22 protein-coding genes and 1 tRNA gene are annotated in these 26,679 nt (G+C 67.6%); 10 read left to right on the top strand and 13 right to left on the bottom strand.

Annotated elements, in window-relative coordinates; all coding sequences use genetic code 11:
* Window positions 1-160: 160 nt before the first annotated feature.
* Window positions 161-1,630, bottom strand: coding sequence for a glutamine synthetase family protein (locus tag FBZ87_RS19095; RefSeq protein ID WP_211107009.1), 1,470 nt, complete (start codon window positions 1,628-1,630; stop codon window positions 161-163).
* Window positions 1,600-2,925: an aromatic ring-hydroxylating dioxygenase subunit alpha gene (locus tag FBZ87_RS19090; protein WP_145612194.1), complete on the bottom strand. Its 1,326-nt coding sequence runs from the start codon at window positions 2,923-2,925 to the stop codon at window positions 1,600-1,602. The genes FBZ87_RS19095 and FBZ87_RS19090 overlap by 31 nt, the downstream gene beginning before the upstream one ends.
* 291 nt (window positions 2,926-3,216) lie before the next feature.
* Between FBZ87_RS19090 and FBZ87_RS19085 the strand changes: the two genes are divergently transcribed.
* Complete coding sequence (locus FBZ87_RS19085; RefSeq protein WP_211107008.1) at window positions 3,217-3,819, top strand: LOG family protein; 603 nt, start codon at window positions 3,217-3,219, stop codon at window positions 3,817-3,819.
* 31 nt (window positions 3,820-3,850) lie between these two features.
* Here the strand turns inward: FBZ87_RS19085 and FBZ87_RS19080 are convergent, their stop codons facing one another.
* The 4 genes from FBZ87_RS19080 to FBZ87_RS19065 are packed head-to-tail and all read right to left on the bottom strand — an operon-like array spanning window position 3,851 to window position 7,816.
* Window positions 3,851-5,329: an aldehyde dehydrogenase family protein gene (locus FBZ87_RS19080; protein ID WP_186454843.1), complete on the bottom strand. Its 1,479-nt coding sequence runs from the start codon at window positions 5,327-5,329 to the stop codon at window positions 3,851-3,853.
* On the bottom strand, window positions 5,326-5,742 hold the full coding sequence (locus FBZ87_RS19075; protein WP_145612192.1) for a DUF3830 family protein: 417 nt from the start codon (window positions 5,740-5,742) through the stop codon (window positions 5,326-5,328). The genes FBZ87_RS19080 and FBZ87_RS19075 overlap by 4 nt, the downstream gene beginning before the upstream one ends.
* A gap of 23 nt (window positions 5,743-5,765) precedes the next feature.
* Window positions 5,766-6,962 (bottom strand): cystathionine beta-lyase, encoded by a 1,197-nt coding sequence (gene metC / locus FBZ87_RS19070; RefSeq protein WP_145612191.1) that lies wholly within the window; start codon window positions 6,960-6,962, stop codon window positions 5,766-5,768.
* A gap of 44 nt (window positions 6,963-7,006) precedes the next feature.
* Window positions 7,007-7,816 (bottom strand): SDR family NAD(P)-dependent oxidoreductase, encoded by an 810-nt coding sequence (locus tag FBZ87_RS19065; protein ID WP_145612190.1) that lies wholly within the window; start codon window positions 7,814-7,816, stop codon window positions 7,007-7,009.
* Between the two features lie 177 nt (window positions 7,817-7,993).
* On the opposite strand from FBZ87_RS19065, the gene FBZ87_RS19060 reads away from it, so the two are divergent.
* The 5 genes from FBZ87_RS19060 (at window position 7,994) to FBZ87_RS19040 (ending at window position 14,545) form a co-directional block, all read left to right on the top strand.
* Window positions 7,994-9,223 carry an NAD(P)/FAD-dependent oxidoreductase gene (locus tag FBZ87_RS19060; protein WP_145612189.1) on the top strand — a complete coding sequence of 410 codons (1,230 nt, stop codon included), beginning with the start codon at window positions 7,994-7,996 and terminating at the stop codon, window positions 9,221-9,223.
* A 61-nt stretch (window positions 9,224-9,284) separates the two neighbouring features.
* Window positions 9,285-9,587 (top strand): 2Fe-2S iron-sulfur cluster-binding protein, encoded by a 303-nt coding sequence (locus FBZ87_RS19055; protein WP_145612188.1) that lies wholly within the window; start codon window positions 9,285-9,287, stop codon window positions 9,585-9,587.
* Between the two features lie 194 nt (window positions 9,588-9,781).
* The gene (locus FBZ87_RS19050; protein WP_145612187.1) at window positions 9,782-10,792 is read left to right on the top strand and encodes an isopenicillin N synthase family dioxygenase; all 1,011 of its coding nucleotides are present in this window, start codon (window positions 9,782-9,784) and stop codon (window positions 10,790-10,792) included.
* Window positions 10,776-12,881 carry a hydantoinase/oxoprolinase family protein gene (locus FBZ87_RS19045; protein WP_145612186.1) on the top strand — a complete coding sequence of 702 codons (2,106 nt, stop codon included), beginning with the start codon at window positions 10,776-10,778 and terminating at the stop codon, window positions 12,879-12,881. The genes FBZ87_RS19050 and FBZ87_RS19045 overlap by 17 nt, the downstream gene beginning before the upstream one ends.
* Window positions 12,882-12,886: 5 nt before the next feature.
* Window positions 12,887-14,545, top strand: coding sequence for a hydantoinase B/oxoprolinase family protein (locus FBZ87_RS19040; protein ID WP_145612185.1), 1,659 nt, complete (start codon window positions 12,887-12,889; stop codon window positions 14,543-14,545).
* On the opposite strand, the gene FBZ87_RS19035 is transcribed toward FBZ87_RS19040, so the two are convergent.
* Window positions 14,524-15,504: a LysR family transcriptional regulator gene (locus FBZ87_RS19035; protein WP_145612184.1), complete on the bottom strand. Its 981-nt coding sequence runs from the start codon at window positions 15,502-15,504 to the stop codon at window positions 14,524-14,526. The two genes, FBZ87_RS19040 and FBZ87_RS19035, sit on opposite strands and share 22 nt — an antisense overlap.
* Window positions 15,505-15,676: 172 nt before the next feature.
* On the opposite strand from FBZ87_RS19035, the gene FBZ87_RS19030 reads away from it, so the two are divergent.
* Both FBZ87_RS19030 and allB read left to right on the top strand, forming a co-directional pair.
* Window positions 15,677-16,468: an SDR family NAD(P)-dependent oxidoreductase gene (locus tag FBZ87_RS19030; RefSeq protein WP_145612183.1), complete on the top strand. Its 792-nt coding sequence runs from the start codon at window positions 15,677-15,679 to the stop codon at window positions 16,466-16,468.
* 53 nt (window positions 16,469-16,521) lie between these two features.
* Entirely contained in the window at window positions 16,522-17,940 is a 1,419-nt protein-coding gene (allB, locus tag FBZ87_RS19025) for an allantoinase AllB (protein ID WP_145612182.1), read from the top strand.
* 466 nt (window positions 17,941-18,406) lie between these two features.
* Here allB and FBZ87_RS19020 read toward each other — a convergent pair whose 3' ends face one another.
* From FBZ87_RS19020 to FBZ87_RS19005, 4 genes are all read right to left on the bottom strand, one after another.
* A complete protein-coding gene (locus FBZ87_RS19020; RefSeq protein ID WP_145612181.1) occupies window positions 18,407-19,933 on the bottom strand; it encodes a GMC family oxidoreductase in 1,527 nt (508 codons plus the stop codon).
* Between the two features lie 46 nt (window positions 19,934-19,979).
* A complete protein-coding gene (locus FBZ87_RS19015) occupies window positions 19,980-20,924 on the bottom strand; it encodes an alpha/beta hydrolase (protein WP_145612180.1) in 945 nt (314 codons plus the stop codon).
* A 115-nt stretch (window positions 20,925-21,039) separates the two neighbouring features.
* Entirely contained in the window at window positions 21,040-21,918 is an 879-nt protein-coding gene (locus FBZ87_RS19010) for a pirin family protein (RefSeq protein WP_145612179.1), read from the bottom strand.
* Between the two features lie 161 nt (window positions 21,919-22,079).
* The gene (locus FBZ87_RS19005; RefSeq protein ID WP_145612178.1) at window positions 22,080-22,991 is read right to left on the bottom strand and encodes a LysR substrate-binding domain-containing protein; all 912 of its coding nucleotides are present in this window, start codon (window positions 22,989-22,991) and stop codon (window positions 22,080-22,082) included.
* Between the two features lie 137 nt (window positions 22,992-23,128).
* Between FBZ87_RS19005 and FBZ87_RS19000 the strand changes: the two genes are divergently transcribed.
* Together FBZ87_RS19000 and FBZ87_RS18995 are read left to right on the top strand one after the other, a co-directional pair.
* Window positions 23,129-23,746 (top strand): isochorismatase family protein, encoded by a 618-nt coding sequence (locus tag FBZ87_RS19000; protein WP_145612177.1) that lies wholly within the window; start codon window positions 23,129-23,131, stop codon window positions 23,744-23,746.
* Between the two features lie 112 nt (window positions 23,747-23,858).
* Window positions 23,859-24,599 carry an SDR family NAD(P)-dependent oxidoreductase gene (locus tag FBZ87_RS18995; RefSeq protein WP_145612176.1) on the top strand — a complete coding sequence of 247 codons (741 nt, stop codon included), beginning with the start codon at window positions 23,859-23,861 and terminating at the stop codon, window positions 24,597-24,599.
* Window positions 24,600-25,270: 671 nt separating this feature from the next.
* Here FBZ87_RS18995 and FBZ87_RS18990 read toward each other — a convergent pair.
* Both FBZ87_RS18990 and FBZ87_RS18985 read right to left on the bottom strand, forming a co-directional pair.
* A complete protein-coding gene (locus FBZ87_RS18990) occupies window positions 25,271-26,230 on the bottom strand; it encodes a tyrosine-type recombinase/integrase (RefSeq protein WP_145612175.1) in 960 nt (319 codons plus the stop codon).
* 82 nt (window positions 26,231-26,312) lie between these two features.
* Window positions 26,313-26,388: transfer RNA gene (locus FBZ87_RS18985), tRNA-Glu, on the bottom strand.
* Window positions 26,389-26,679: the final 291 nt, after the last annotated feature.

The raw sequence follows: 26,679 nt of genomic DNA, 5'->3' as shown, positions 1-26,679 counted from the left end.
TCGCCCTCAGGCGCCGGGCGGCGGCATCCGCCGCCTTGGCTTCCTCGCTCCGCCCTTCGGTTCTCGCCCCGGCGGACGCAGTCGCATCCTAGGAAAAGTGAGGCGCCAGCAGAGAAAACGCCCCGATCGGCTGACCGGGGCGTTTCACTTTGGCGCGCCTTCAGTACAAATCAAAATATTCGCGGTGTTCCCAATCGGTCACCGTGCTGTTGTAACGGGCGACTTCGGCGCGCTTGATCATGAGGAAGTGATCGACGAAGCCGTCGCCAAAGCCGCGGCGCAGCATGTCGCTGCGGTCCAGCAACACCAGGGCCGATTCCAGGCTGGTGGGCAGGGCCTCGGCCTCGGCCATATAGGGGCTGTCGACGGCGGGGGGCGGTTCCTCCCCGGCCTCGATACCGGCCAGGCCGGTCAGCATCTGGGAGGACAGGTAGAGGTAGGGGTTGGCCGCGGGCTCGCCGATGCGGTTCTCGATGCGGGTGGCCCCCGGCTCCCCCCGCGCCAGCACACGCAGCAGGGCGCCCCGGTTGTCCTCCCCCCAGGCCACCCGGTCGGGCGCCAGGCTGTTGGCGCGGTAGCGCTTGTACCCGTTGATGGTGGGGGTGCTGAAGGGCGTGGCCGCTGCGGCGCCCCGCAGCAGGCCGGCCAGGAACAGCCGGCCGATGCGGGACAGCCTGGGCGCGCCATCCGCCGCCGCGAACGCGTTGGCGCCGGTCCTGCGGTCGCGCAGGGACTGGTGCAGGTGCCAGCCGCTGGACATGGCGTTGGGCAACTGCGGCCGGCACATGAAGCTGGCATGGTAGCCGTGGCGCCGGGCGATCTGTTTCACCGCGTTGCGGAACAGAATCATGTCGTCGGCCGGCTGGATGCCGCTGCCGGGGCTGAACACGAACTCACACTGGCTGGGCCCGAACTCCAGTTCCAGCGAATGCAGCGGCAGGCCCAGGGCCAGGCAGTCGCGCCGCAGGATGTCCAGCACCGGCTCGATCTGGTCGAAGCGCTGCTCGGTCAGGTAGGCGTAGCCCTGGTGCAGCAGGGTGACCTCCGGCGGCATGCCCGGCTGCCCGGAATCCGCGGGCGCCAGCTTGGGATCGACCAGCCGGGTCAGATGGAATTCCACCTCCAGCCCGCTGACATAGTCGAAGCCGAGATCGGCCAGCCGCGCCGTCGCCGCTTGTGCGATCCGCCGGGTGGACAGGGCCACCGGCCTTCCATCGGCGTGGTAGAGGTCGCACATCATCCAGGCGGTGCCCGGCGCCCAGGGCAGGTGCCGGAAGGTGGCGGGGTCAGGCACCATGACCACGTCGCCGCCGCCCTGCAGGTCGGCGTTGCCGATGCCGGCCCCGGCGGTGAACACCGGCACCACCGTGCGGTGGGCGGTGTCCTTCAGCAACAGGGTGGAGGTGATGGCACAGCCGTCGCGTAAGGCCCCCGGCACGGCGCCGGGAAGCAGGGTCTTGCCGCGCAGCAGGCCGTGCATGTCGGGGAAGGACAGGCGCACCTGGCGTACGTCCTCGCCCTTGAGCCGGGCCAGCACTTCATCCGCCTGGCGCCGCTGGTCGTCCGTCCACAGGCCGTGGCGTTCGATGAAGGCCGGCATCAGGCGCTGGCCTTGACGGGTGCGGTCCACGGCGCCTGCGCCCGGCGGCGGGCGTCGGTGCGCTGCCAATAGGCCTGGATGTCCTCACCCGCCTTGGCGACACCGTCCACGGTGGCGGGGCCGGTGACGCCGGCCGCGGCGGTCGCGTCCAGCACCAGCAGAGGCGCCTCACCCTGGTCGGACTTGCGCATCTGGCTCATCAGCATCATGCGGTAGGCGACGATCGCCTTGTCCGTCGTGCCCAGGTGCTCGCGCGTGCGGTCCTGGACGCGGCCCTGGCTTTCCACGGCCCACTGGTCGTGGACGTTGATGTCCTCGCCCATGCCGGTGTAGGTGCGGCTGCGCTGTTCCACCACGTCATAGCCATAGTCGTTGTGGCGGCCCAGGCGTGGCTTGTAGTCGGGCAGGGTGTAGAGTTGCAGGCGCTGGCGGCGCATCTCTTCCTTGTTCACGGGCTCGGCGAAGCCGGTGAAGGCGGCGTACCAATAGCAGCTGACATCGTCGATGGGCACATGCCACTGGGTAATGGTCATCGTCTCCGACAGGGGGATGACGAAGGCCTGGGGGAACAGCAGGTTGGTGACGCGCACATGGGTGTCGCCGGTGTTCAGCGCGCGCAGCGAGGTCAGGCGCAGGCCGATGTCCGTCTTCTCCACGCTGATGTCGGGATTCTCATACTCCCGCAGCACCTGGGTCATGGTCATGTCGCTGTCGGCGGACTGGGCGCGGAACTGGCGGCCATAGCTGCCGGCCGCGTCCTCATCCTCGAAGAAGCGGTGCAGGAAGCTGGCGTGCGCGGGGTCGATGCCGACCTCCAGCGCCTGCAGCCAGTTGCAGTCCAGATAGCCCTTGAAGGCGAAGACGTGGCTGTCCGGCGCGATGAAGCAGTCCAGGTCCGGGAAGGCCGGCGCCTCACCGTCGCCCAGATAGCCGAAGACCATGCCGCTCTTCTGCACCACCGGATAGGCGCGCTGATGGATGCGGGTGCACAGCTTGCTGCCCGCCGGTTCACCCGGGGTTTCGATGCAGTTGCCGTTCACGTCGAACAGCCAGCCGTGAAACAGGCAGCGCAGGCCGCCGCCCTCCAGCCGGCCGAAGGCCAGGTCGGCGTTGCGGTGGGGGCAGTCGCGGTCCAGCAGGCCCAGGCGCCCGGCCTCATCGCGGAACAGCACCATGTCCTGGCCCAGGACGCGCACCGCCTTGGCGGGACGCGCGCCCTCCAGCTCCTCCACCAGGGCGATGGGCTGCCAATAGCGCCGCAGCAGCTTGCCCAGTGACGTATCGGGGCCCGACCGGGTGATCAGCGCGTTCTGTTCGGGAGTCATGCGGTTGCTCCTGTTCTTCCTTGGTGCCAGGCGGCCCTATGCGTCGCCACGTGCAGGTTCGTGCCCGCGCGTGGCTGGTGGCGTGTATGGTTTGAAGCGGGACCCGTGCCAGTAATTCGCGGACAGCTTCCTGCGCCCGCGTGGTTTTCCATAGTATGCACCCGGGTTCGTACCGGCCCCGTTGCCTAAATGGCGGCAGGGCGGTGCCGAAACAAACCAGCCGTCGCGTTGTACAGGCTTCCGCCATGACCTATGCTTTGACTGCTCGCTCCACTAGGGATGCCTCACGACATGAGTGTAGAAACGCCTGCCGCCGCCACGCGCACGCTGAAGAATATTGCGATTTTCTGCGGGTCTAACACCGGGTTGGGCGATGCGTTCAAAGACGCCGCCGCGCAGCTGGGTGCCACGCTGGCGCGCCGGGGCATCGGCATCGTCTATGGTGGCACGCACAAGGGCCTGATGGGCATCCTGGCCAATGCCGCCCTGGCGGAGGGCGGGCGCGTCCACGGCGTCATCACCCGCCGCCTGTTCGAAAAGGATCATCTGCATCCCACGCTCAGCCTGCATGAGATCGTGGACGGCATGCGGGCGCGCAAAGAACGGATGCTGACCCTGGCCGACGCCTGCATCGCCCTGCCGGGCGGCATCGGCACCACCGAGGAGTTCATGGAGGCCTGGACCCTGAACCAGCTGGGCGACATCGACAAGCCGGTGGGTCTGCTGAACGTCGGCGGCTACTTCGACGCCTTCATGGCCTTTGTCGACACCATGATCGCCCAGCGCTTCCTGCCGCCCGAGCATCGCGCCGGCATCGCCCTGGACCCGGATGCCGATGGCCTGATCGACCAGCTGCAGGTGTTCCAAAAGCCCACCGTGGCCAAGTGGCTGTAGGCCTCGACCGGGACCCCGGCGCCTGACGGGATCAGCGAGAGCTGATCCACAGGCTTTTCGTCTCCAGATGCTCATCCAGGTGGGCGCGGCCGTATTCGCGGCCGTAGCCGCTGGCCTTCATGCCGCCCGAGGGCATGGCTGGATCGATGGCGTTGTAGCAGTTGACCCAGACCGATCCGGCGCGCAGGCGCCGGCCCAGGCGATGGGCCCGGCCCACGTCGCGCGTCCATACCCCCGCACCCAGGCCGAAGAGGGTGGCGTTGGCCCGGGTGACGACCTCATCCTCGGTGGTGAAGGGCAGGGTGGCCAGGATGGGGCCGAAAATCTCTTCCCGCACCGCGCGCATGTCGTCGCGCGCGTCCACCAGCACGGTGGGCGGGAAGAAGAAGCCCTGGTCATAGCCGGCGCCGCCCAGTCGGGCCCCGCCGCTGATGGCCGTGGCGCCGGCGGTCCGGGCGTCGTCCATATGCCCGCAGACGCGGGCCAGCTGGCGGGCGCTGACCAGGGGGCCCAGATCGGTGTCCGGATTCATGCCGTCGCCGATGCGCAAGGTCTGGGCGATCCGCGCCACCCGCTCGGCGAACTCCCGATGCACGGACTGCTCCACGAACAGGCGGGTGCCGGCGCTGCACACCTGCCCGGAATTGGCGAAGGCGGCGATGACGGCGGTGCGGGCGGCCGCGTCCAGGTCGGCGTCGGCGAAGACGATGTTGGGCGACTTGCCGCCCAGCTCCAGCGACAGCTTCGTCAGGTTGGCACCCGCGGCGGCGGCGATGGCGCGCCCGGTGGTGTCCGATCCGGTGAAGGCCAGTTTGTCGATGCCCGGATGGGCCGCCAGGGCGGCGCCCGCCTCAGCTCCAAAGCCGGTGACGACGTTGAAGACGCCGGGCGGCACGCCGGCCTCCTCCACCAGGCGCGCCAGCATCAGCGGTGCCAGCGAGGCGTCCTCCGCCGGCTTCAACACCAGGGTGCAGCCGGTGGCCAGCACAGGGCCGAGCTTGAGGACGGAGGCCCACAGCGGCCCGTTCCATGGGATGATGGCGCCGCAGACGCCCACGGGCTCCCGCAGGGTGCAGGCGAACATGTCCGGGTCGGACGGCTGGGCCGTCAGCCCTTCGACGCCCCGCGCCATGCCGGCGTAATAGCGCAGCAGGTCGACCAGCAGGGCCACGCTACCGCGCGTGTGCCGGATGGGCGATCCCATTTCCAGGGTGTCGATGCGGGCGAAATCTTCCGCGTCCCGTTCCAGCAGGTCCGCCAGGTGCAACAGCAGGCGCTGCCGGTCGGCCGGGGAAAAGCGGGGCCAGGCCCCATCCTCGAACGCCGTGCGGGCGGCGGTGATGGCGGCGTCGATTTCCCGCGCCGTGCCGCGCGCGACGGTGGCCAGCACCTGGCCATTGGCGGGGTTGCGCGTCTCGAAGACCGCGTCCGTCGCCTGCCAGCGGCCGCCGATGAACAGGGCCTTGGGCTGGCCGTCCAGGAAAGGGTGCGCGGGGGAGGGGGCGCTCATGCGCAGGGCCGGAAGCTGATGGCTTGCGCCCCTTCCCACAGGACCTTGCGGCCCAGGGCCGGCAGCTGCTGCTGGCCCTCGACGATGGTCAGGAAGTGGTTGCCGGCCAGCGGGCCCAGCTTGCTGGCGAAGGCGACGCCGCCGTAGGCCAGCAGGATCTCGGTTTCGCTATAGCCGCCGGGATAGAAGATGAACTGCCCGGGGGCGGGATGGCGGGTGGCGTTCTCCCACGGCAGGTCATAGGGCGTGTCGCCCATGGGGATCCAGCAGCCCTCGCCGCTCCACCGCACGTGGATCAGTTTCTCGTCATAGGGCTGCATGGCCAGGAAGCGGGCGCAGGTGACGGGCGCCAGCTCTTCCTCCAACCGGGCGGCGAAGCGAAAGCCGCCGGCGGTGATGTCGATCAGGGTCATGGGAACTTTCCTAGGGCTTGGGGTCAGCGGGCGGCGGCCAGGCGGGCAAAGCCCCGCTCCAGGTCGGCGATCAGATCCTCCGGGTCCTCCAGGCCGACATGCAGGCGCAGCGAGGGGCCCGGCGCCTCCCACGTTACGGCGGAGCGCAGGTCGGACGGGTAGGTCGGCACCACCAGGCTTTCATACCCGCCCCAGCTGTAGCCCAGCTTGAACAGGTCCATATGGTCCAGCATGGCGGCGAACTGCGCGTCGGTGCAGGCATTCAGCACCACGCCGAACAGGCCCGACGCGCCGTCGTAGTCGCGCTTCCAGATGGCATGGCCGGGGTCGTCGGGCAGGGCCGGGTACATCACCCGCGCCACCTCCGGGCGCTGCTGCAGCCACAGGGCCACGCGCAGGGCCGATTCCTGGTGCCGCTTCATGCGCAGCGCCAGGGTGCGCAGGCCGCGCAGGGCCATGTAGACGTCGTCCGGCCCGCCGCAGTAGCCCGAGCCCGAGGCCGTCTTCTTCACCGGGATGAAGGCTTCCTCCGTACAGACGGCGATGCCCAGCATCAGGTCGGAATGGCCAGAGATGTACTTGGTGGCGGCGTTGACCGAGACGTCGACGCCATGTTCCAGCGGCCGGAAGCACACGGGCGAGGCCCAGGTGTTGTCCATGATGGTCTTGATGCCCCGCGCCCGGCACAGCTTGGTGATGGCCGGCACGTCCGTCATCTCGAAGGTTAGCGAGCCGGGGGACTCCAGATAGACGACCTTGGTGTTGGGCTGGAACAGCGCCTCGATCCCGGCGCCGATGGTGGGGCGGTAATAGGTGATCTCCACGCCGAATTTGCGCAGGAAATCCTCACAAAAGGCGCGCGCGGGGCCGTACAGGCTGTCCACGATCAGCAGGTGGTCGCCCGCCGACAGGAAGGCGGTGAGCGACGCGCAGATGGCCCCCAGCCCGCAGGAAGTGGTGACGGCGCGGTAGCCGCCCTCCAGCAGGGTTACGGCGTCCTCGAAAGCGCGGGTCGTCTCCGTCCCCTCACGGCCGTAGGTGAAGCCGACATAGGCGCCCGACGCCCGGTCCTTGCGGGTTTCCAGCAGCGCTTCCACGCTGTCGAACAGGACGGTGGAGCAATGGTAGACAGGTGGATTCACGACGCCGTGATTGGCCTTCGGGTCACGGCCCGCGTGCAGGATCTGTGTTTCGCGCCGAAAGCCGCTCAAATCGCTCATGTCTCAAGCTCTCCTTAAATCACCATGCCCTACACGACCATGACTTAAACGACCATACCGGCATCGACCACGATGTCCTGGCCCGTCATCATCCGCCCGCCCGGGCCCAGCAGATGCAGCATGGCGGCGGCGACGTCATCCTCGCCCACCAGCCGCCCCAGCGCCGTGCCGGCGGTGAAGCGCTTCAACGGCGCGTTCTCGGGCTCGCCATTGGCTGCCGCCGACTGGCGGAACAGGCGGCGCAACCGTTCGCCGTCCACGCCGCCGGGCGAGATCATGTTGATCGTGACGCCATGCGGTGCCGCGTCCAGCGCGGCGGACCTCACCAGCCCGCGCAGCGCCCATTTCGAGGCGGCGTAGACGGAGAAGCCGGCCACCCCCTTGTGGCCATAAGTGCCGCCGATGACGATGACCTTGCCGCCGCCGCGCGCCACCATGCCGGGCAGGGTGGCCGTCAGGCTGTTCAACACGCCCAGCACATTGGTGTCGAAGCAGTGACGGTAGGTGTCGGCGGAATTGGTCCAGATGGGTGCGCGGGGGGAACTGACCCCCGCGGCACAGACGGTGATGTCCAGCGGGCCCAAGCGCGCTTCGGCCTCGGCGGCGGCGGCCTTCATCGCCTGTTCGTCGGTGACGTCGGCGCTGAGCGCGCACACCGGGCCGCCGCGGGCCTGCAGGTGATCGAAGGCGCTGGCTCCCGCTTGCGGGTCCCGGCCGATTACGGCGACGGCGCAGCCGGCATCCGCCAGGGTGCGCGCCAACATCAGGCCCAGCCCTCGCGTTCCCCCCGTCACCAGTGCCGCTTTGCCCGCCAGTGCGCCCGTCAGTGCCCGTTCCATGGTTCGACCCAACATCCCTTTGTTCCATAGAATCACTAATGCGCCGGCCGGGTCGGGAAAAAGTGATCATTTGGCCACGGCGTCTGTAGAAAAAAGCACCGCCCCGGCCTGTTGCGTTGCCGTAATCATCAACAGGACCGCCCGCCAGACCCGGCCGGCGGCGTCACAAGGCCGTTTGGCGGGTAGGGTAACATGCAGCACGACGTTCTGATCGTCGGCGCGGGGCACGGCGGTGCCCAGGTGGCCGTCACGCTGCGCCAGCGGGGTTACACCGGCGGCATCGCCCTGATCGGGGATGAGCCGGAGCTGCCCTACGAACGCCCGCCCTTGACCAAGGACTACCTGTCCGGCGCCAAGCCGTTCGAGCGCATCCTGATCCGCCCCGCCGCCTTTTGGCAGGCGCGCGGCGTCACCCTGCTGCCGGGGCGTCGGGTGGTGGCGGTGGACGCGGCGGCCCATACCGTGACCACGGCCGGGGGCGAGGTCTTCGGCTATGGCCAGCTGGTCTGGGCGGCCGGCGGCCGAGCCCGGCGCCTGGCTTGCTCGGGTGGCGATCTGGCCGGCGTGCACACCGTGCGTACCCGCGCCGACGCTGATGCCCTGCGGGCGGAACTGCCGGCAGTGGAGCGGGTGGTGGTGATCGGCGGCGGCTATGTCGGGCTGGAGGCGGCGGCGGTGCTGCGCGCGGCTGGCAAGCCCGTCGTCCTGCTGGAACAGGCGGACCGCGTGCTGGGCCGCGTGGCAGGGGAAGCACTGTCCCGCTTCTATGAGGATGAACACCGCGCGCAGGGCGTGGACCTGCGCCTGGGCGCCCAGGTGCAGGATGTCGTCGGGGACGGGCGGCGGGTAACCGGCGTGCGGCTGGCGGATGGCGCCCTGATCCCGGCGCAGATGGTGGTGGTGGGCATCGGCATCACGCCGGCGGTGGAGCCTTTGCTGGCGGCGGGGGCCGAAGGCGGCGACGGTGTCGTGGTCGACGCGTTCTGCCGTACCTCGCTGCCCGATATCCGCGCCATCGGCGATTGCGCCCTGCACGCCAACGCCTATGCCGCCGGCCGGCGCACCCGCCTGGAATCGGTGCAGAACGCCAACGACATGGCGATCACCGTGGCCAAGGCCCTGACCGGGGCGGCGGAGCCCTATCACGCGGTGCCGTGGTTCTGGTCCAACCAATATGACCTGAAGCTGCAGACCGTGGGCCTGTCGGCCGGCCATGACGCAGCGGTCCTGCGGGGCGACCCGGCGGCGCGCAGCTTTTCCATCGTCTATTTCCGCGCCGGCCGGGTGGTGGCGCTGGATTGCGTCAACGCCATCCGCGACTACACCCAGGGCCGCGCTCTGGTGGAGGGTGGTGCCCGCTGTGACCCGGCCGCCGTGGCCGACGTTAGCGTTCCGCTGAAGGACCTGGCCGCCGCCGCGTGACCGGTTTCGTTTCTTGCCTGGTCTTGCCTGGCTTCATTTTTCCTGGGGGATAGGGACACCCATGCCGATCATCACCGTTGTCAGCCGGGACGGCACCGGCCGCGCCGTCGAGATGGACACGGGCACGACCTTGATGGAGGGCTTGCGCGACCACGGCTTCGATGAGGTGCTGGCCATGTGCGGCGGCTGCTGTTCCTGCGCCACCTGTCACGTCTATGTCGAGCCGGCATCGACGGCGACGGAAGAGGAGGACGAGTTGCTGGCCCTGTCCGCGCATCGCCGCGACACGTCGCGGCTGTCCTGCCAGATCACGCTGACGCCGGACCACGACGGTCTGCGGGTAGAGATTCCACCGGAGGATTGACTGGTATTTCGCGGGCCAAGCCAACTATTGCGCCTGCGGGATACTGCAACAGTGATCATTCGGCCACGGCGCCGTCAGGAAAAAGCACCGCATTGCCTTGCCGCGTTGCCGTAATCATCATCGCAACGGGCCGTCCGTCCTAAGCACTGGGCCGCCTGACGGGGTGGGCTCAAAGAATAGTCTCGGAGGTTGAAATGAGCAGAAGCGAACGCAGCGCGGACGATATTGCCGCCGCGAGCGCCATTTCCCTGGCTGAATTACCTTTAATCGATTTCGCGCCGTTCCTGTCGGGTGATGCGGCCGCGCGCTGCCGGGTGGCCGCCGAGATCGCGCACGCCTGTGAGGAGATCGGCTTCTTCTACCTGGCGGGTCACGGGGTGCCGCAGGCGACGGTGGACGGCATCTTTGGCCAGGCTGACGCCTTCTTCTCCCGCGACAAGGCGGACCGCCGGACAGCCATGGCGACGCCGGACTGGTATCGCGGCTGGATTCCCGCGCCGGAGGCCCAGCCGCTGTCGCGCAACACCCGCATGTTCGAGCAATATCGCCTGCAGCACGAATGGCCGGCCAACCCGCGCGACATGCGGCACGCCGATATCTTCGACAAGCCCAACCGCTGGCCCGACGACATGCCGGCCTTCAAGCAGGCCAGCGAGGACTACCTGGCCGCCATGCTGACCTTTTCCCGCGAGCTGCTGCGCGCCTTCGCCCTGGGCCTGGGCGTGGCGGAGGACCGTTTCGACGATTGCTTCCACCAGCCGGCCTCGCAGCTGAGCATGAACTATTACCCCCCGCTGCCCATGGATGCGCAGGACGAAGTGTCCAACATGGTGGCCCACACGGACGAAGGGCCGTTCACCGTCCTGGCGCAGCAGGACATCGGTGGGCTTGAGGTGAAGCGCCGCGACGGCGTGTGGATCCAGGCGCCGCCCGTGCGCGGCGCCTTCACCATCAATGTCGGCGACATGATGATGTGGTGGTCCAACGGCCGCTTCCTGTCCAACTATCACCGCGTGCGCAACCGCGACGGCGCCCGCCGCTTCTCCGTGCCCTACTTCGCCAACCCCGACCGCGATGTCGTCGTGGCCCCGCTGCCCGAGCTGCTGGCGGGTGCCGAGCCGAAGTACAAGCCCGTACGCGTCGCCGACCATCTGGCCCGCTTCTATTCCACGCTGTCCAAGAATCCCCATGACATCTACAACTGACCGCGGCCCGTCCACGCCCAGGGGCGCGCGTATCGGCGCCGACATCGGCGGCACCTTCACCGACATCGTGCTGGAGGTGGGCGACCGCCGGCATTCCACCAAGCTGCTGACCACCTACGACGCGCCGGAGCGGGCCTTGCTGGACGGCGTGCGCCTGCTGCTGGACGAGGCGGGCGTGGCGCCGGCCGAGGTGTCGCTGGTGGTGCACGGCACCACGCTGGCGACCAACGCCCTGATCGAACGGCGGGGCGTGCCCACCGCCCTGCTGACCACCGAGGGTTTCCGCGACGTCCTGGCCCTGGGCAGCGAAAGCCGCTTCGACCAGTACGACATCGGCATGGAAAAGCCCCAGCCCCTGGTGCCGCGCCGGCTGCGCGTCGGCGTGGCGGAGCGTATGGACGCGCGCGGCCAGGTGCTGGTGCCGCTGGACGGCGATGCGGTGCGCGCCGCGGCGGCCCAGTGGCGGGAGCAGGGCATCCGCAGCGTGGCCATCGCCTTCCTGCACAGCTACGCCAACGATAGCCATGAGCGTCGGGCGGCGGAGATCCTGGCGGCGGAGATGCCGGGCGTCAGCCTGTCGCTGTCGTCGGAGGTCTCGCCCGAGATGCGGGAGTATGAGCGCTTTTCCACCACCGTCGCCAACGCCTACGTCCAGCCGCTGGTCGACGCCTACCTGCATCGCCTGGATGACAAGCTGAAGGCCATGGGCTTCAGCTGCCCGCTGTACCTGATGCTGTCATCCGGCGGCCTCACCACCGTGGACGCTGCCGCCCGCTATCCCGTGCGGCTGGTGGAAAGCGGCCCCGCGGGCGGCGCCATCTTCGCGGCGTCGGTGGCGGCGGAGCGGGGCGTGGGGCAGGTGGTGGCCCTGGACGTCGGCGGCACCACCGCCAAGATCTGCCTGATCAACGACGGCACGCCCCAAACCTCGCAGGTGTTCGAGGTCGGCCGCGCCCACCGTTTCCGCAAGGGCAGCGGCCTGCCGCTGCGCATCCCGGTGGTGGAGATGGTGGAGATCGGCGCTGGCGGCGGCTCCATCGCCTCGGTCGACAACGCCGGCCGCCTGGCGGTGGGCCCGCACAGCGCCGGTTCCGAGCCCGGACCGGCCGCCTATGGCCGGGGCGGCACCCGCCCCACCGTGACGGACGCCGACATCACCCTGGGCCGCATCGACCCCTCGCGCTTCGCCGGCGGCAAGGTCACGCTGAACGCCGGCGCCTCCCACGACGCCCTGGCGGCCTTGGGCATCTGGGACGGCAAGGCCGAGACGCTGGCCATCGGCGTCAGCGAGATCGTGGACGAAACCATGGCCAGTGCGGCCCGTGTCCACGCCGTGGAACAGGGCATGACCCTGGATGACCGCAGCCTGATCGCCTTCGGGGGTGCGGCTCCCGTGCATGCCGCGCGCTTCGCCGAGAAGCTGGGCATCCGTGAGGTCATCATCCCGTCGGGTGCCGGTGTCGGCTCCGCCATCGGCTTCCTGCGGGCGCCGGTGTCCTATGAGATGGCGCGCAGCCTGACCCTGCGGCTGGACCAGCTGGACCTCGACCGGCTCAACAGCCTGCTGGACGGCATGACGGCCGAGGCGCGGGCCCTGGTCGAGGCGGGTGCCCCGGGTGCGGCCCAGGTGGAACGGCGCACCTGCCTGGCTCGCTACAAGGGCCAGGGCTATGAGATCCCGTTCGAGATCCCGGCCCGCACGCTGGTGCCCGAGGATGTGGACCTGCTGCGTTCGGCGTTTGAGACGGCCTACCGCACCCAGTACGGCGGCGTGACCCTGGACCTGCCCATCGAGGCGCTGACCTGGCGGGTGACCGTAGGATCGCCGGCCTGGAAGCCTAAAGATATGGCGATGGTGACGGCCACCCGCGACGTGGAGGTCACGGAGCGGCGGCCGGTGATTGACCCCGACAGCGGCGTCGCGCTGTCCTTCGCCCTGGTGCGGCGCGAGGCCATGCGGCCGGGCGACCGGGTCCAGGGGCCGGCCCTGATCACCGAGCGTGAGACCACCACGGTGGTCTCGCCCCGTTTCGATGCCTGGATGGACGCCAATGGCTATCTCATCCTGACCCGGCGTGAGGAAGGTTAACCGCCATGACGGCAGCGTTGAATGAACTGCGCACCCAGGTGATCTGGACCCGCCTGATCTCCATCGTGGAGGAACAGGCCCAGACCCTGATGCGCACGGCCTTTTCCACCACGGTGCGCGATGCCGGCGACCTGTCGGCCGCCCTGTTCGACCTGCAGGGCCGGTTGATCGCGGAGGCCGTGACCGGCACCCCCGGCCATGTGAACTCCATGGCGGCCGGCGTGCGGCATTTCCTGGCCAAGTTCCCCGTGCCGACGATGGCGGAGGGGGATCACTTCATCACCAACGACCCGTGGCTGACGGCCGGGCACCTGCATGACGTCACCGTCCTGTCGCCCGCCTTCCATCAGGGTCGCATCGTCGGGCTGTTCGGCGTCTGCTGCCACCAGGTGGACATCGGGGGGCTGGGCCAGGGTCCGGACGGCCGGTCGGTCTTCGAGGAAGGCCTGCAGATCCCGCTGATGAAGCTGGCCAGCCGGGGCGTGCTGAACCAGGACCTGCTGGACATCCTGTGCCTGAACGTGCGCACGCCGCTGCAGGTGCGGGGCGACGTGCTGTCCTATATCTCCAGCAACGAATCAGCGGCACGGCGGCTCAGCGCCATGCTGGCGGAATTCCGGCTGGAGGATCTGGCCGGTGTCGCCGACTATATCGTCGACCGCTCGCTGGCCGCCACGCGGGCGGAGATCGCCAAGCTGCCCCAGGGCAGTTGGACCAGCAGCCTGACCATCGACGGCTATGACCATCCCATCACCCTGCGCGCCCGCCTGACCATCGAGGGTGAGCGCATCCTGGTGGATTATGATGGCACCGACGCCTGCGTGCCGCGCGGCATCAACGTGGTGCTCAATTACTGCCGTGCCTACACCATCTTCGGCCTGCGCTGCGTCATCTCGCCGGAGGTGCCGAACAATTACGGCGCCCTGCTGCCGTTCGAGGTGGTGGCGCCGGAGGGTAGCATCGTCAATGTCCAGCGGCCCTGGCCGGTGGCCGCCCGCCATGTCATCGGCCAGATGCTGCCCGACCTCGTGTTCGGCTGCCTGTCTCAGGCCATCCCGGACCGGGTGCCGGCGGAGGGCAGCTCCTGCCTGTGGAGCGTGCAGCTACGCGGCCGCCAGCCGGTGGGGGAGCCCCAGGCCGGTGACAGCTTCGACGCCATCTTCTTCAACAGCGGCGGTTCGGGCGCGCGTCCCCACCAGGACGGCCTCTCCGGCACCGCCTTTCCCAGCGGCGTGCGCGCCATGCCGGTGGAAATCACCGAGAACAGCGCCCCCATCGTTATCTGGCGCAAGGAATTGCTGACGGACAGCGGCGGCATCGGCGAACGGCGCGGCGGCCTGGGCCAGCGGGTGGAGGTGGCGATGCGCGACGGCAGCGCCTTCGAGGTGCTGGCCATGTTCGAGCGTGTGGACCATCCCGCCCAGGGCCGGGACGGCGGCGGTGACGGTTCGCAAGGGTCGGTGCGTCTGGCGTCAGGCAAGGCGATGCAGGCCAAGGGCCTTCAGCAAATTCCGGCAGGTGATCGGCTGATTCTGGACATTCCCGGCGGCGCCGGCCTGGGGGCGGCCACATCGCGCGCCGCGGACCTGGTGGCGCGCGATGTGGAGGAGGGCTTCGTCTCCGCCGAAGCGGCCGCCCGCCTTTACGGAAGCGGCGTCGGCTGACCCTCGAAGGGCATCTGCTCCTCCTCAGGGTAATAGTCGCCCAGCGTGGGCAGCGACCGGCAGTCGTTGAGTTCCCGGGCCATCTGCTCGGCGAACTTGGCGGCGGCCAGGGGCAGGGGGCGCCCCTTCAACTGGCCCAGGACCAGCGGCCCATAGGTACGGTCCAGGTCGCTGATGCGGCGCACGGCATAGCGCGGGTCGTTGCGCCACAGGTCGGCGCCGATGTCGATCTGGAAGGCGATCAGGTTGGACACCGCCACCAGGTCGCCCAGCAGGTCGAAGCTGTTGGACTCCACGCCGATGGACAGCTTGGCCGAACTGGCCGCCAGGCGGTTCTCGATGATCTCACGCCCGCCGAACGATGACTCCGGCATGGCGGTCTCATACTCCGCGCACTCGCGCAGTCGCAGGATGTCCTTGGCCGCCAGCGGATGGTCGGCGCTCATGATGGCGACCAGACCCTGGCCGATCGACATGATCGGGTGCAGCTCGGGATGACGTAGCGGGCGGAAAATCAGCACCAGGTCGATATCGAATGCGGTCAGCTGGCGCATGGCCGTCGAATGGTCGGTGACCGTGATCTTGAAGCGCACGTTGGGGTGTTTCTTGCGGAAGGCGGCGACCTGGCGCAGCACGAAGCCGCGCGCCACCGCCTGGCTGCAAGCCAGCCTGATCTCGCCGCGCTGCAGGCCGGACAGTTCCTCGATCTCCGAATAGACGCGCCGCAGGTCCGCCGACTGCGAGCGGATCCAGCGGATCAGCACCTCACCGGCCGCCGTCAGGCGGACGCCGGAGGAATGGCGTTCGAAGATGGGGGCGCCCAGGTCGTGCTCCACATCCTGGATGCGCCGCAGCAAGGCGGAGGGGGTGACGTTCAGCCGTTCCGCCGCCTGGCGGACCGATCCGATGCGGGCGACCTCGTTTATGTAGATCCAAATTCGCTGATTACGCAGAGCCATGACGGATCCCTGTTCGTTTTTGGCTACGCCCCACCCCAGCTTTAGCACAACTGTGGCAACGGCTTATCTTTAATGTCAACGGGGTGGGTGCTGACCATCCGACCTTACATTCCAGATTGATCTAAATCTGACCAAATATCCATAGTTGCCTGAAGCAATATAGAGGAATGAAATGGATCTGTTCCTTGCAGGAAAGAAGATTCTTGTCACAGGTGCTGGCAAGGGCATGGGGCCGGAAATCTGTCTTTCTTTTGCGGAGGAAGGAGCGGATATTGCGATATTAGGGCGCGATATGGCGCCGCTGAATGATCTGGCGGCAAAAATAGAAGGGCTGGGCGTGCGCGCGCTGGTGTTGTCGTGCGATGTGCTGGACGCCGCGCAGTGCGATGCCGCCGTTTCGGCAACGGTCGAAGCATTCGGCCAGGTGGACGTGCTGGTCAATGTGGCGGGCGGTACCGGCCCGGTGGGAACCACCGCGTGGGACACCACGCCGGAGGCCTTTGACGAGATCGTGCGTCTGAACATGACCGGCTGCTTCAACACCATGCGCGCCGTGCTGCCAGGCATGATCGCGCGCCGCTATGGCAAGATCGTCAATGTCGGCGGCACCTTCGGCTTGCGCGGCCGCGCCGGCCGCATGGCGTATTCGGCTTCCAAGTGGGGACTGCGCGGCATCACCAAGTCCACCGCCATCGAGGCGGGGCCGCACAACATCAACGTCAACATCGTCGCCCCCGGCATGGTGGACGGCCCGCGCTTCCGCACCAAGGTGATGCCCGCCGTGGCCAAGGCCCGCGGCCTGACGGAGGAGGAGGTGATCGCCGAACACGCGGCCGAGTACGCGCTGCGCCGCATCAGCACCGCCCGCGACGTGGCCGCCGCCTGCCTGTTCCTGGCGTCCGACGTTTCCAAGCAGATCACCGGTATCGACCTGCCGGTCGATGGCGGCTGGGCCGCGCTCTGACCCCTCCATACGATTTCGGCATCCGATTTAGGCATCCTCGCGGGAAAAGCATCATGAAGGCAGACATCGTCATCAACGGCGCCACGCTGGTCACGGACAGCGCCCAGTTCCAGGCCTCCATCGCCATCAAGGACGGCGCCATCCTGTCCATCGGCGCCGCTGAATCCATGCCCGAGGCGGCGGAGGTGGTGGACGCTCAGGGCAAGTACGTCCTGCCCGGTGCCATCGACGCCCATGTGCATTTCCGCGACCCCGGCTACACCCACAAGGAAACGTGGGAAACGGGGACGGCCAGCGCCGCCATGGGCGGCGTCACCACGGTGTTCGAGATGCCCAACACCAACCCGCCCACCGGCACGGTGGAGGCATTGAACCTGAAATTGAAGTCCGCCGAGCAAGCCTATGTCGACTTTGGCATTTATGGCCTGCTGGGGGAGGAGAACCTGACGGAACTTGAGGCCTTGATCGAGGGCGGCGTGGCCGGGTTCAAGTGCTTCATGGGCAACACCTTCGGCAACCTGCCGTCGCCGCCCACCGGCGCCATCCTGGAGGGCTTCGAGATCGTGGCCAAGCACGGCTACCGCATCGCCCTGCACGCCGAGAACGCCTCCATCATGGCGCGCCGGTCCAAGAAGCTGCGGGAGGCCGGCCGCTGCGACCCGCTGGCCCACCTGGACGCCCGGCCGCCGGTGGTGGCGACGGAGGCCGTGTCCCGCGCCGCCATCCTGGCGGAGTGGACCGGCGCCCGCATCCACATCCTGCATGTTTCCTCGGGTGACGAGTTGCGCCCCCTGCGGGAGGCCAAGGCGCGTGGCGTGGACATCACGGCGGAGACCTGCCCGCATTACCTGCTGCTGGATGAGCGCGCCTACACCGAAAAGAAGTCGCTGATCCGCGTGAACCCGCCGGTGCGCGAGAAGACGCATCAGGACCAGCTGTGGCGCGCGGTGCAGGACGGCACCATCGACATGATTGCCACCGACCACGCCCCGCACTCGCACGAGGAAAAGCACCGCGACGACATCTGGACGACGGATTGTGGTTTCACCGGCGTGCAGACGCAGATGCCGCTGATGCTGACGCAAGTGGGCGCCGGCCGCCTGTCGCTGACCGACTATGTGCGCATGACCTCGCTCGCCCCGGCCAAGGCCTTTGGCCTCTATCCGCGCAAGGGCGCCCTGCTGCCGGGATCGGATGCCGACTTGGTGATCATCGACATGGAGCGGGAAACCCAGGTGGATTCAGCCAAGCTGAAGTCCAAGGGCTCGAGCACGCCCTTCCACGGCCACGCGGCCAAAGGGGCGCCGGTGCACACCTTGGTTCGCGGTCGCTTCGTCATGCGGGATGGCGCCTTGGTGACGGAGGCCAAGGGCCACGGCCGCAACGTCCGCCGCATCCAGCAGATGCCGACGCCCAAGCCTCGCAACGTCGAGACGACCACGGCGGCCATCGTCAAAAAGAACCGGAAATAGGGGGCGCCAATCTGGCGCTGGCCCGCGACCCCAGCGTTGCGGATGCCTATAGCCAACGGCGGGGAGGTTGTCGGGGGTGGCGGCAGCACACCTCGACCTTGATGCCCAGCGCTCGGCGTCCTTCTTCTTCTCGAAGGTCTTGGAGACGGGCTTGTGGCCGACGCGACGGACCTTGGCCTGGTAGCCTAGGACTTGGCCTTCGCGATTCTCTCGGGGGGTGAGGGTGATCATAGCGGGCGGGGGCCTCGCGTTTTTCCGCGAGGTCGACTGTCCCGGTCAGCGTGACGCGTCAGTATTGCGGGCAGCTCGGCATCGCGCCAGGGGCCTATCCGCTCTGTGACCGCGTGGAACAGCATCATCGACCCGATAATAAGGGGCTCGGGCGCGAGCGAGGGCAGCAGGGCGCCGGCAACAAGCCGCAGTACCCATTCGACGCCCTTGTCCCGGAGGTCGCCTTCCCCGGCGATCACGACAGCAGCTTCCGGCTGATGGCCTCAGCCATCATGATCGTGGTGACGTTGGTCGGTGCCGATACGATGTCGGGCATGATCGACGCGTCGACGACATGCAGGCCCTCCACCCCGCGCACCCTGCCCTGGCTGTCGACCACGGCCGCCGGATCGCCTTCAGGCCCCATCGGCACCGTCGACGTCGGGTGCGAATAGCCGTCGATCTGCGCGATGATCGCCCGCTCCAGGGCGAGGTCGTCCTGGACATCGTCCCCTGGCGCCATCTCGAACCCGATCGTGTCGCTGAAAGGAGCGGTGCGCCCGATCTTGCGCGACAGCCGGACGGCCTCCTTCATGCGCCTGAGATCGCTGGGGTCATCGAAGAAATTGAAGCGGATGAGCGGCATCGCCCTCGGGTCACGGCTGGCGAGCCGGATGGAGCCGTTCGACTTGGGCAGCGTCACAGCGCAGGCCAGCACGATTGCGCCGCCTGTCGGGCTCAGCGCGGGATCGAAGATGTGCGTACCCGAGACATGCAGGTCGAGTTCGTCCGGCCCCGCTTCGGACGAGTTGGTCCAGATGATCGCGCCGGCGACGGGCGTCATGGAGGAGACCTCCGGCTTCAGCGCATAGACATTGTAATAGAAAGGATGCTCCTTCAGCCGCTCACCCACCGGTGCGTCGACCAGCACCGGGATGCCCAGTTCCCGAAGATGACCGGCGGGGCCGATCCCGGAGCGCATCAGGATGGCGGGACTGCCATAGGTGCCGGCCGAAAGGATCACCTGTCCGGCACGGACCTCCTCACCGCCGACCAGGCGGACGCCAACGGCGCGCTTGCCGTCGAACAAGACCGTGTCGATCTCCGCCCCGCCCCGGATGGTGAGGTTCGGCCGCGCGCGAACCTCGTCGGTGAGATAGGCCATGCCGGTGTTGACGCGATGCTCGCCGACGACGTTCAGCGGATAGGGTGAGACCCCGTTCTGCTGGGCGCCGTTGAAGTCCTGGACGCGCGCGAGGCCGACCGCCTCCGACGCCAGCACGAAGGCGCGCATGGACGGCGTGATCTCCTCCATGGTCCGCTGCCGGATCGGAAACGGCCCGGTTCGCCCGTGCCAGGCGTCATCACCCGTCGGCGTGTTCTCCAGCGCCTTGAAGATCGGGAAGACATCGTCCCAGGTCCATCCCTCGACGCCCATCGCCGTCCAGCGCGCGAAATCGGATCGGCGGCCGCGCATCGCGACAGCGGCGTTCACGCCCGAACTGCCGCCCAGCACTTTCCCACGGATCGCGTTCACGTTATGCCCGAGCGTGGCGCCATCCTGCGTGTGGTAGCCCCAGCCGTGCGCGGCGTCGCCGCCGACCCGGTTCGCATTGGCGATCACGTCGGGATAGGCCGAGGGCGCATAAGCGGCGCCGGCCTCCAGAAGCAGCACGCGGCGGCTTCCATCCGCGCTCAGGCGACGCGCGAGGACGGCGCCGGCCGAGCCGCCGCCAACGATCACGACATCATGGTGGGTGTCCGATGAAAGCTGGGTTGCCATGGGATCTCTCCATCAGATCTCGACCGGCCATCGGGCGGCGGGTCGCTCAGGGGGTGAAGGCGCGGACGAGGAAGCGGCTGGCGCGGTCAAGCGCGTCGCGGCTGCTTTCGAGATGGGCGACATCGAGCTGGAAGACGTGATGCATCCCCTCCCAGACCTCGAGCTCAACCGGGACGCCGGCGGCGGCGGCCTTGGCCGCGAATTGGCGGGAGTCGTCGAGAAGACGCTCGGCGGTGCCGACCTGGATCAACAGCGGCGGCAGGCCGGCCAGGTCGCCGTGCAACGGCGAGGCGAGCGGGTCCGTGGCGGCGTAAGCGCCGAGATATTTGTCCGCGCAGTCCCGCAGGTAGTCGTAGCCGATCAGCGGGTCGACCACTCCTGGATCCGTCATCGACCCGCCGGTGAAGGCGAGATCGGCCCAGGGCGAGAAGACCACCCCCGCGATCGGCTTGGCGATGTCCGACCGCTTGGCGAGTTGCGCCATGGTGACCAAGGACAGGCCGCCCCCGGCGGAGTCCCCCACGATCGCGATCCGGGAATAGCCTTGGCCGATCAGGTATTCGTAGGCGGCCAAGGCGGCGTCCGGCGCGGCCGGCAGGGTCGCCTCCGGCGCGAGGGGATAATCGATCGCCAGGGCGGGGATGCCGCTCCGGCTGACGATCTGGCTGACGAAGCCGCGATAGGCCTGGGCCGTGCCCATGACATAGCCGCCGCCGTGGATGAACAGGATCGCCTGCCCGCCGGCGCGGGCGCTCTCTGGGCGCACCCACCAGCCATGCACCTCGGCGGTGGTGACTTCCTCGACAGTGGCGCCGGCCGCCCAGGGGCTGGCCGCGATGAAGGTGTCGTAGATCGCGCGCGGCGCGCCGGTGGCGGTGCCCCAGAAGTGGGCGAAGTGAGCCAGAAGCGCCGCTTCGCGTCCGCGCTCCGCCGCCGATATCCAGGGCACGTTCGTCTCGGTGGGCCGGTCGGCCGTTCTGGGGTCGGTCATCTCTCGATCTCCTATGGATGGGGTCGTCATGCGCGATCACTCCGGGCGTGGGGAGGCCGTCGCGCGGGGGAACGTCACCGCGCGTGGATCAGGATGGATGGATGGATGGATGGGATCAGGTGGGAACGCGGCCGAACTTGCCTCGCGCGAAATCGGCGAGCGTGCGGCGGACATCGTCGGCCGTCGACATGACCAGCGGCCCGTGCTTCACGAACGTCTCGTGGATCGGCTTGCCGGCCATCAGCACGAAGTGGGCGGGAGCCTTGGCCGTCATGGCCACCTCGATGGCCAAGCCCGCCTCGACCGTTGTGGCCGTGCCGGCCGGCAGGACCCGCTCCTCCGCGTCGGTGGCGACCGTCACCGTGCCCGACACGGCGTAAATCCATGCCTGCCGCCCTTCCGGCAGCGCGTGGCTGAACCGGCCCTCGGCGGCGAGGAAGCCGTCGAGCATCGTCATCTCCTCGGGCGTCCCGGTCTCGCCCTTGACGCCGCCGCTCGCGCCCAGAACGACGCGGACGCGGTGACCGCCGCCTTCGATCGTGGGCACGTCGCCGGCGTCCACCCGCAGTGAACGGGCCGGGCATTTCTTAAGACGCTCGGGCAGGTTCACGAAAACCTGCAAGGCATGGACGCGCGAATTTTTCGCGGGCTTTTCCTCGTGGGCCGCACCGCTCGCGGCCGTCAGCCAGTAAAGATCGCCGGCCTTCAACTCGATATTGTGTCCCAGGGTGTCCCGGTTGAGGAACACGCCTTCGCTGTCCTCGAACATGGCGGTCACCGCCGAAATTCCGGCGTGAAGGTGCGGCTCGAAGGTCGGCGCCGTCATGACGAAGTGATCCACCATCAGCAGCGGATCCATCGCCCCGGCGAACATTTCCTCAGAGAAGTGCCGGGCCGAAAAGCCCGAGCCAATATTGTGCGGGACGCCCAAGACGATTTGTCCAAGCCGCTGGGCGGTTCCCCCGGTCTTTTCGATGTTTGCGATGCCATCCATGGCGGTCACTCCAACAACCTGTCTGATGCCGCGATTATGAATGGGGCAGACCGGCCGGGAAGTCGCCAAGTTTGGAACTTAACGTCCAAATGGTTGAACGCTGGACCTAGGCGTAATGGCGGGCGCGGGGACAGAGGTCGCCCTTATCCAACCCGCCAGCCCTACATGAGCACGCGCTTGGGAAATTCCGCCGACAGATGGTCAAGAAACGCCCGTACGGAGGGTAGCAGACCCTGACGGTATGGGATGAGCGCGGTCAGCGTGGAATCGCCGGCAAGCCAATCCGGCAGGATGCGCTCCATGGCGCCCGAATGGACCTCCGCCCGGCAGATGTAGCCGGGAAGCGCGACCACGCCCAAGCCCTTGATCGCGGCCTGCTTCAGTCCAACCATGTCATCCCCGAGCAGGCGCGGGGTAAGGGGCACCACGATCTCGTCGCGCTTTTGGCGTGCGTGACGCAGCCGCCACACAGGCTCCACGCCCGTCCGCATCATGAACAGCGAGGGATGCTCCTGCAGATCCTGCGGAGTCTTCGGCGCGCCGTGTTTCTTCACATAGTCGGAACCCGCGAACAGGAACCAGGGCGCGGGCGCGAGGGTCCGCTGAACCAGGTTGGAGTCCGGCAACGGGTCGGAGTGCGCCCGGACGGCCAAGTCGTAATTCTCGCCCACGATGTCGACGGTGCGATCGGCGGCATGCGCGACGACATTGACTTTCGGGTGCTGGACCAAGAAGTCGGCGATGATGTCCGCAAGCGCGAACTGCATCGTCGCCGTGCCCGCCGTGCACCGGACCGTGCCCCTTGGCTCCGTCAGGCGCCCACGGATCGTGGTCTCGGCCAATTCCGCCTCCCGCAGCATGGCGACGGCGTGGCGATAAAAGTCCTCGCCGGAATCGGTCATGCCGAAGCGCCGCGATGTGCGATTGAGCAGGCGCACGCCCAGCTCGTTCTCAAGCTGCTGAATGCGGTGGCTCAGCGTCGATTTCGGAACGCGCAGCGTCCGACCGGCCGCCGTGAAGCCGCCCCGATCAACGATTTGGACGAAGTAGAAGAAGTCGTTCAGGTCCAGCATCACCACCCCCATCGTCCATTGCTATGGACGTTAAGTTGCGATTTAGACGTCTTCTGGGCCGATCGTCCACCCCCTACCTTCCAGCCATCACGAACGATGATCGTGAGTCGGACCCAATCATTGGCTGGAGAGTGGAAATGACGAACCGTATCTATGAGCCGCTGACCAAGGACAATGCCGCCGTGATCCTCGTCGATCACCAGGTCAATCTGATGACCGGCGTGCGTGACTATGAGACGGGCGAGCTTAAGCACAACGTCGTGGCGCTCGCCCGCGCGGCCAAGGCGCTCAGCCTGCCCATCGTCGCCACCAGCACCGCGCGCGATACCCTGTGGGGCCCGACTTTCCCCGAGCTTGTGGAGGCGCTGGACGGCATCGAGATCATCGACCGCTCCACGGTGAACGCCTATGACGATCCCCGCGTGGCCGCCGCAATCGAGGCGACCGGCCGCAAGAAGCTGATCTTCGCGGGCATTTCGCTGGAGGTCTGCGCGGGCTTCCCGGCGATGACGGCCGTGGCCAAGGGCTATGACGCCTACATCGCCGTCGACGCGTCGGGCACCTTCAACCGCACCAAGCACGACGTGAACCTGTTCCGCCTGCAGCAGGCCGGCGTGATCCTCTCCGACTACGCGACCTTCATGGTCGAGATTCTGAAAGACAATGCCGCGCCGGAATCGGCCGCCGTGTACGACGCCCTGGATATGCCCTGGGCCAAGCTGGTCGGCCAGATCGTCGCGACCTACGCCAAATAAGTGGCGCCCAACAAGACGGCACCGTTCCAGCAAACCGCCCCCACAAAACCCAACCGGTGTCCATGGGCCGCCGAAGGCGCGGCCCGCCCCCGGGATTCAATGGAGATCGCCAATGTCATCCCTTCAAGGAAAACGCGCTTTCATCACGGGTGCCAGCCGTGGGATCGGCGCCGCCATCGCCCGCCGCTTCGCCGCCGAGGGGGCCGCAGTCGCGATTGGGTACGAGCGGTCGGCCGATGCCGCCAACGCCATCGCGCGGGAGATCGAAGCGGCGGGCGGCCGCGCCTTCGCGGTTCAAATGAAGGCGGCGGAGCCCGCGTCGATCAAACAGGCCGTGGATCACGCCGCCTCCGAACTCGGCGGCCTGGACATCCTCGTCAACAATGCCGGCATCATCAGCTACGGCACCGTCGAGGAAGTCACGCTCGAACAGATCGACGCCATGCTGGCGGTGAACGTCCGGGGCGTGATCCTCGCGACCCAGGCGGCCCTGCCGTACATGTCCGAGGGCGGCCGCATCATCTCGACCGGCAGCAACCTCGCGGACCGCGTGCCCGACGCCGGCAAGGCGCTCTATTCCGCCAGCAAGGCCGCGCTGATCGCCTGGACCAAAGGCGCAGCGCGTGACCTGGGGCCGCGTGGGATCACCGTCAACCTCGTGCATCCGGGGTCGACCAACACCGACATGAACCCCGCCGATGGCCCGCATGCCGAAGCCCAGCGCCAGCGGATGGCGATCAAGGAATATGGCAAGCCCGAGGATGTCGCCGCGCTTTACGCCTTCATCGCCAGTGATGAAGCCCGTTCGGTGAACGGCACGGGCTTCACCGTTGATGGTGGGGCGAACGCGTAACCCCCGCCGGCCACCGCCCCGTAGGCGCTGAGCAAGGCTCTGTGGCTGATGGCCCCGACGACGATGATTGTCGTCGGGGCGGTGTTCATTGTTGTCGGGCTCCTCCCCCTCGTCGCACAGGATCTGCACGTCCCCTGTCCCAGGCGGGCGCGCTGTTGGCTGGCACGCTTTCCTGGCGGCGATCGCCGGACCATTCGTCACGTATTATTCGGCGTGCAAATTGGACGCCGGACGGTGCGGTATCCGTTTGATTCTATTGAAATCAGCGGGATCACTTGATCGCGCCGATTATAGGATGGCCCGCCCCTTTCGAAGCGAGGGGGCAATATCGCGGACCTTTGCGAGAGGGAGGGGGGCGGACCGATGGATATCGTTTCCGGCTACGGCCGGTATGTCGGGACCAGCGTGCGCCAATGGTTCCGAATCTGGTGATGAACGGTGATTCGCAGCCCATGAACAGCCGTTCACGGCTGTCGAACGCAGGTTCACTGCCTCCCAGGCGGCACGGCGGCGCCATGCGCGTCTGCCTTAAGCCAGGCGTTGCGCAAGTTCCTCGGCGTCTGCGTGGTAGTATCTGGCCAGCATCGACAGCGTTTTGTGACCAGTGACGCGCATCAGTTCCAGCGGGTTCCCGTACCTTTGCCAGGCGGCTCGTCGCCTCGTGCCTGAGGTCATGAAAGGTGAGGTCCAGGATGCCGATACGATCGACCACCCGTCCGAAGGTGACCTTCAGCAACGTCTGGTCCCCATCCACCATGGGCCCGTCGCGCTTCGAGTAGGTGGGGAAGGACGGCAGTGCCTCGATCGCGACGGTAGAGGGGGACCTTCCTGACCTCGCCATTCTTTGAGCCATCTCCTGACAGGCCGCGGATGGTCATGGTGCGCTTGGCCAAATCGATATCGCTCCAATTCAGGGAGCAGATTTCACCCTGGCGTGCCGCCTTCTCCAAAGCCAGCCGGGCCATGGGGGCAAGCCAAACCCCGTGTTTGCAGGCCACCAGGCCCGCCATCAGGCGTTCCTCTTCGGCGGGGACGTGGTGGCTTAGTTCAGCCTCGGCACCGGTATCCGGATCGCGCTGATGCGTCACCTCGACCCTGGCGGGCTGCAGGCGGCGTTCGCGCTTGCGGTCAGCACCCTTGGGGCGGGCGGTCAGCTTCGCTTCGGCGGGATTGGATGGGAGGTGCATGCCCCATTCCCGCCGGCCATGGGCGATGGCCGTGGCGATCAGGTTGATCCGCCGCACCACGGTGGCGGGCGCGTAGTCGCAGGCCAGCATACGATCGCGGTAGCTAGCGATATCCTGGGGCGAAAGGGCGCTGAGCCGTCGCAGACAGATTTCGTCATCCTCGACGACGATGAGGTGGCCGGCCTCCTGCACGGCACCCCGCTTAGCCGGCGTGACCTCTTCGCGATAGCGGCGGAGGAGGGCGCCCAGGGTGGTGCTGTCGGCTTGGCTGTGGTCGAGGAAGACCCGGCGGTCCATGTCGGTCTCGACGGACTTGGCCCAGCGTTCGGCGTCCTTCTTCTTCTCGAAGGTCTTGGAGACGGGCTTGTGGCCGACGCGACGGACCTTGGCCTGGTGGCCGATGACCTGGCCTTCGCGATTCTCTCTGGGGGTGATGGTGGCCATGGCGGGAGGTGTCCTCGCAGTGTTCCGCGAGGTGAACTGTCCCGTAACTGTCCCGCAAAGTTCAGCTAAAGCGCCGGAAGTATGGCGTCCCCTAGGGGATTCGAACCCCTGTTACCGCCGTGAGAGGGCGGTGTCCTAGGCCTCTAGACGAAGGGGACGAGGCCGTGTGAGGGCGGTGATGTACGCGAGCGGCGATGGGAGGTCAAGGGGTTTGTTGGGGCCTTGTGGGGAGTAGCCGATGTGTGGGGCTGGGTGGTGGGGGAGGCTGTTCGGGGAGGGCTGTCATGGAAGGGCAAAAAAGTGGGTCTGGGGCCTTATCCACGCGTGTGCGCGAGCATATATAGGGGCTCCTGAGGTTCGGTAAAAATCGTCATGTGACTGCAAAATTCCTGTAGACAGGGCGTGGGTGAGGTCACTATAACCCCGTTCACCGACGCGGCGGGCGACAA

The organism is Nitrospirillum amazonense, from assembly GCF_007828035.1.
GTDB lineage: Bacteria > Pseudomonadota > Alphaproteobacteria > Azospirillales > Azospirillaceae > Nitrospirillum > Nitrospirillum amazonense.
Note: the sequence above shows the minus strand (reverse complement) of the source record. Positions and strands in the feature narration are given on the sequence as shown.

What these genes read in the sequence shown, in the direction of transcription:
- FBZ87_RS19090 (WP_145612194.1), bottom strand. Translation starts at nt 2,925, where the DNA reads ATGACTCCCGAACAGAACGCGCTGATCACCCGGTCGGGCCCCGATACG.
- FBZ87_RS19085 (WP_211107008.1), top strand. Translation starts at nt 3,217, where the DNA reads ATGAGTGTAGAAACGCCTGCCGCCGCCACGCGCACGCTGAAGAATATT.
- FBZ87_RS19080 (WP_186454843.1), bottom strand. Translation starts at nt 5,329, where the DNA reads ATGAGCGCCCCCTCCCCCGCGCACCCTTTCCTGGACGGCCAGCCCAAG.
- FBZ87_RS19075 (WP_145612192.1), bottom strand. Translation starts at nt 5,742, where the DNA reads ATGACCCTGATCGACATCACCGCCGGCGGCTTTCGCTTCGCCGCCCGG.
- metC (WP_145612191.1), bottom strand. Translation starts at nt 6,962, where the DNA reads ATGAGCGATTTGAGCGGCTTTCGGCGCGAAACACAGATCCTGCACGCG.
- FBZ87_RS19065 (WP_145612190.1), bottom strand. Translation starts at nt 7,816, where the DNA reads ATGTTGGGTCGAACCATGGAACGGGCACTGACGGGCGCACTGGCGGGC.
- FBZ87_RS19060 (WP_145612189.1), top strand. Translation starts at nt 7,994, where the DNA reads ATGCAGCACGACGTTCTGATCGTCGGCGCGGGGCACGGCGGTGCCCAG.
- FBZ87_RS19055 (WP_145612188.1), top strand. Translation starts at nt 9,285, where the DNA reads ATGCCGATCATCACCGTTGTCAGCCGGGACGGCACCGGCCGCGCCGTC.
- FBZ87_RS19050 (WP_145612187.1), top strand. Translation starts at nt 9,782, where the DNA reads ATGAGCAGAAGCGAACGCAGCGCGGACGATATTGCCGCCGCGAGCGCC.
- FBZ87_RS19045 (WP_145612186.1), top strand. Translation starts at nt 10,776, where the DNA reads ATGACATCTACAACTGACCGCGGCCCGTCCACGCCCAGGGGCGCGCGT.
- FBZ87_RS19040 (WP_145612185.1), top strand. Translation starts at nt 12,887, where the DNA reads ATGACGGCAGCGTTGAATGAACTGCGCACCCAGGTGATCTGGACCCGC.
- FBZ87_RS19035 (WP_145612184.1), bottom strand. Translation starts at nt 15,504, where the DNA reads ATGGCTCTGCGTAATCAGCGAATTTGGATCTACATAAACGAGGTCGCC.
- FBZ87_RS19030 (WP_145612183.1), top strand. Translation starts at nt 15,677, where the DNA reads ATGGATCTGTTCCTTGCAGGAAAGAAGATTCTTGTCACAGGTGCTGGC.
- allB (WP_145612182.1), top strand. Translation starts at nt 16,522, where the DNA reads ATGAAGGCAGACATCGTCATCAACGGCGCCACGCTGGTCACGGACAGC.
- FBZ87_RS19020 (WP_145612181.1), bottom strand. Translation starts at nt 19,933, where the DNA reads ATGGCAACCCAGCTTTCATCGGACACCCACCATGATGTCGTGATCGTT.
- FBZ87_RS19015 (WP_145612180.1), bottom strand. Translation starts at nt 20,924, where the DNA reads ATGACCGACCCCAGAACGGCCGACCGGCCCACCGAGACGAACGTGCCC.
- FBZ87_RS19010 (WP_145612179.1), bottom strand. Translation starts at nt 21,918, where the DNA reads ATGGATGGCATCGCAAACATCGAAAAGACCGGGGGAACCGCCCAGCGG.
- FBZ87_RS19005 (WP_145612178.1), bottom strand. Translation starts at nt 22,991, where the DNA reads ATGCTGGACCTGAACGACTTCTTCTACTTCGTCCAAATCGTTGATCGG.
- FBZ87_RS19000 (WP_145612177.1), top strand. Translation starts at nt 23,129, where the DNA reads ATGACGAACCGTATCTATGAGCCGCTGACCAAGGACAATGCCGCCGTG.
- FBZ87_RS18995 (WP_145612176.1), top strand. Translation starts at nt 23,859, where the DNA reads ATGTCATCCCTTCAAGGAAAACGCGCTTTCATCACGGGTGCCAGCCGT.
- FBZ87_RS18990 (WP_145612175.1), bottom strand. Translation starts at nt 26,230, where the DNA reads ATGGCCACCATCACCCCCAGAGAGAATCGCGAAGGCCAGGTCATCGGC.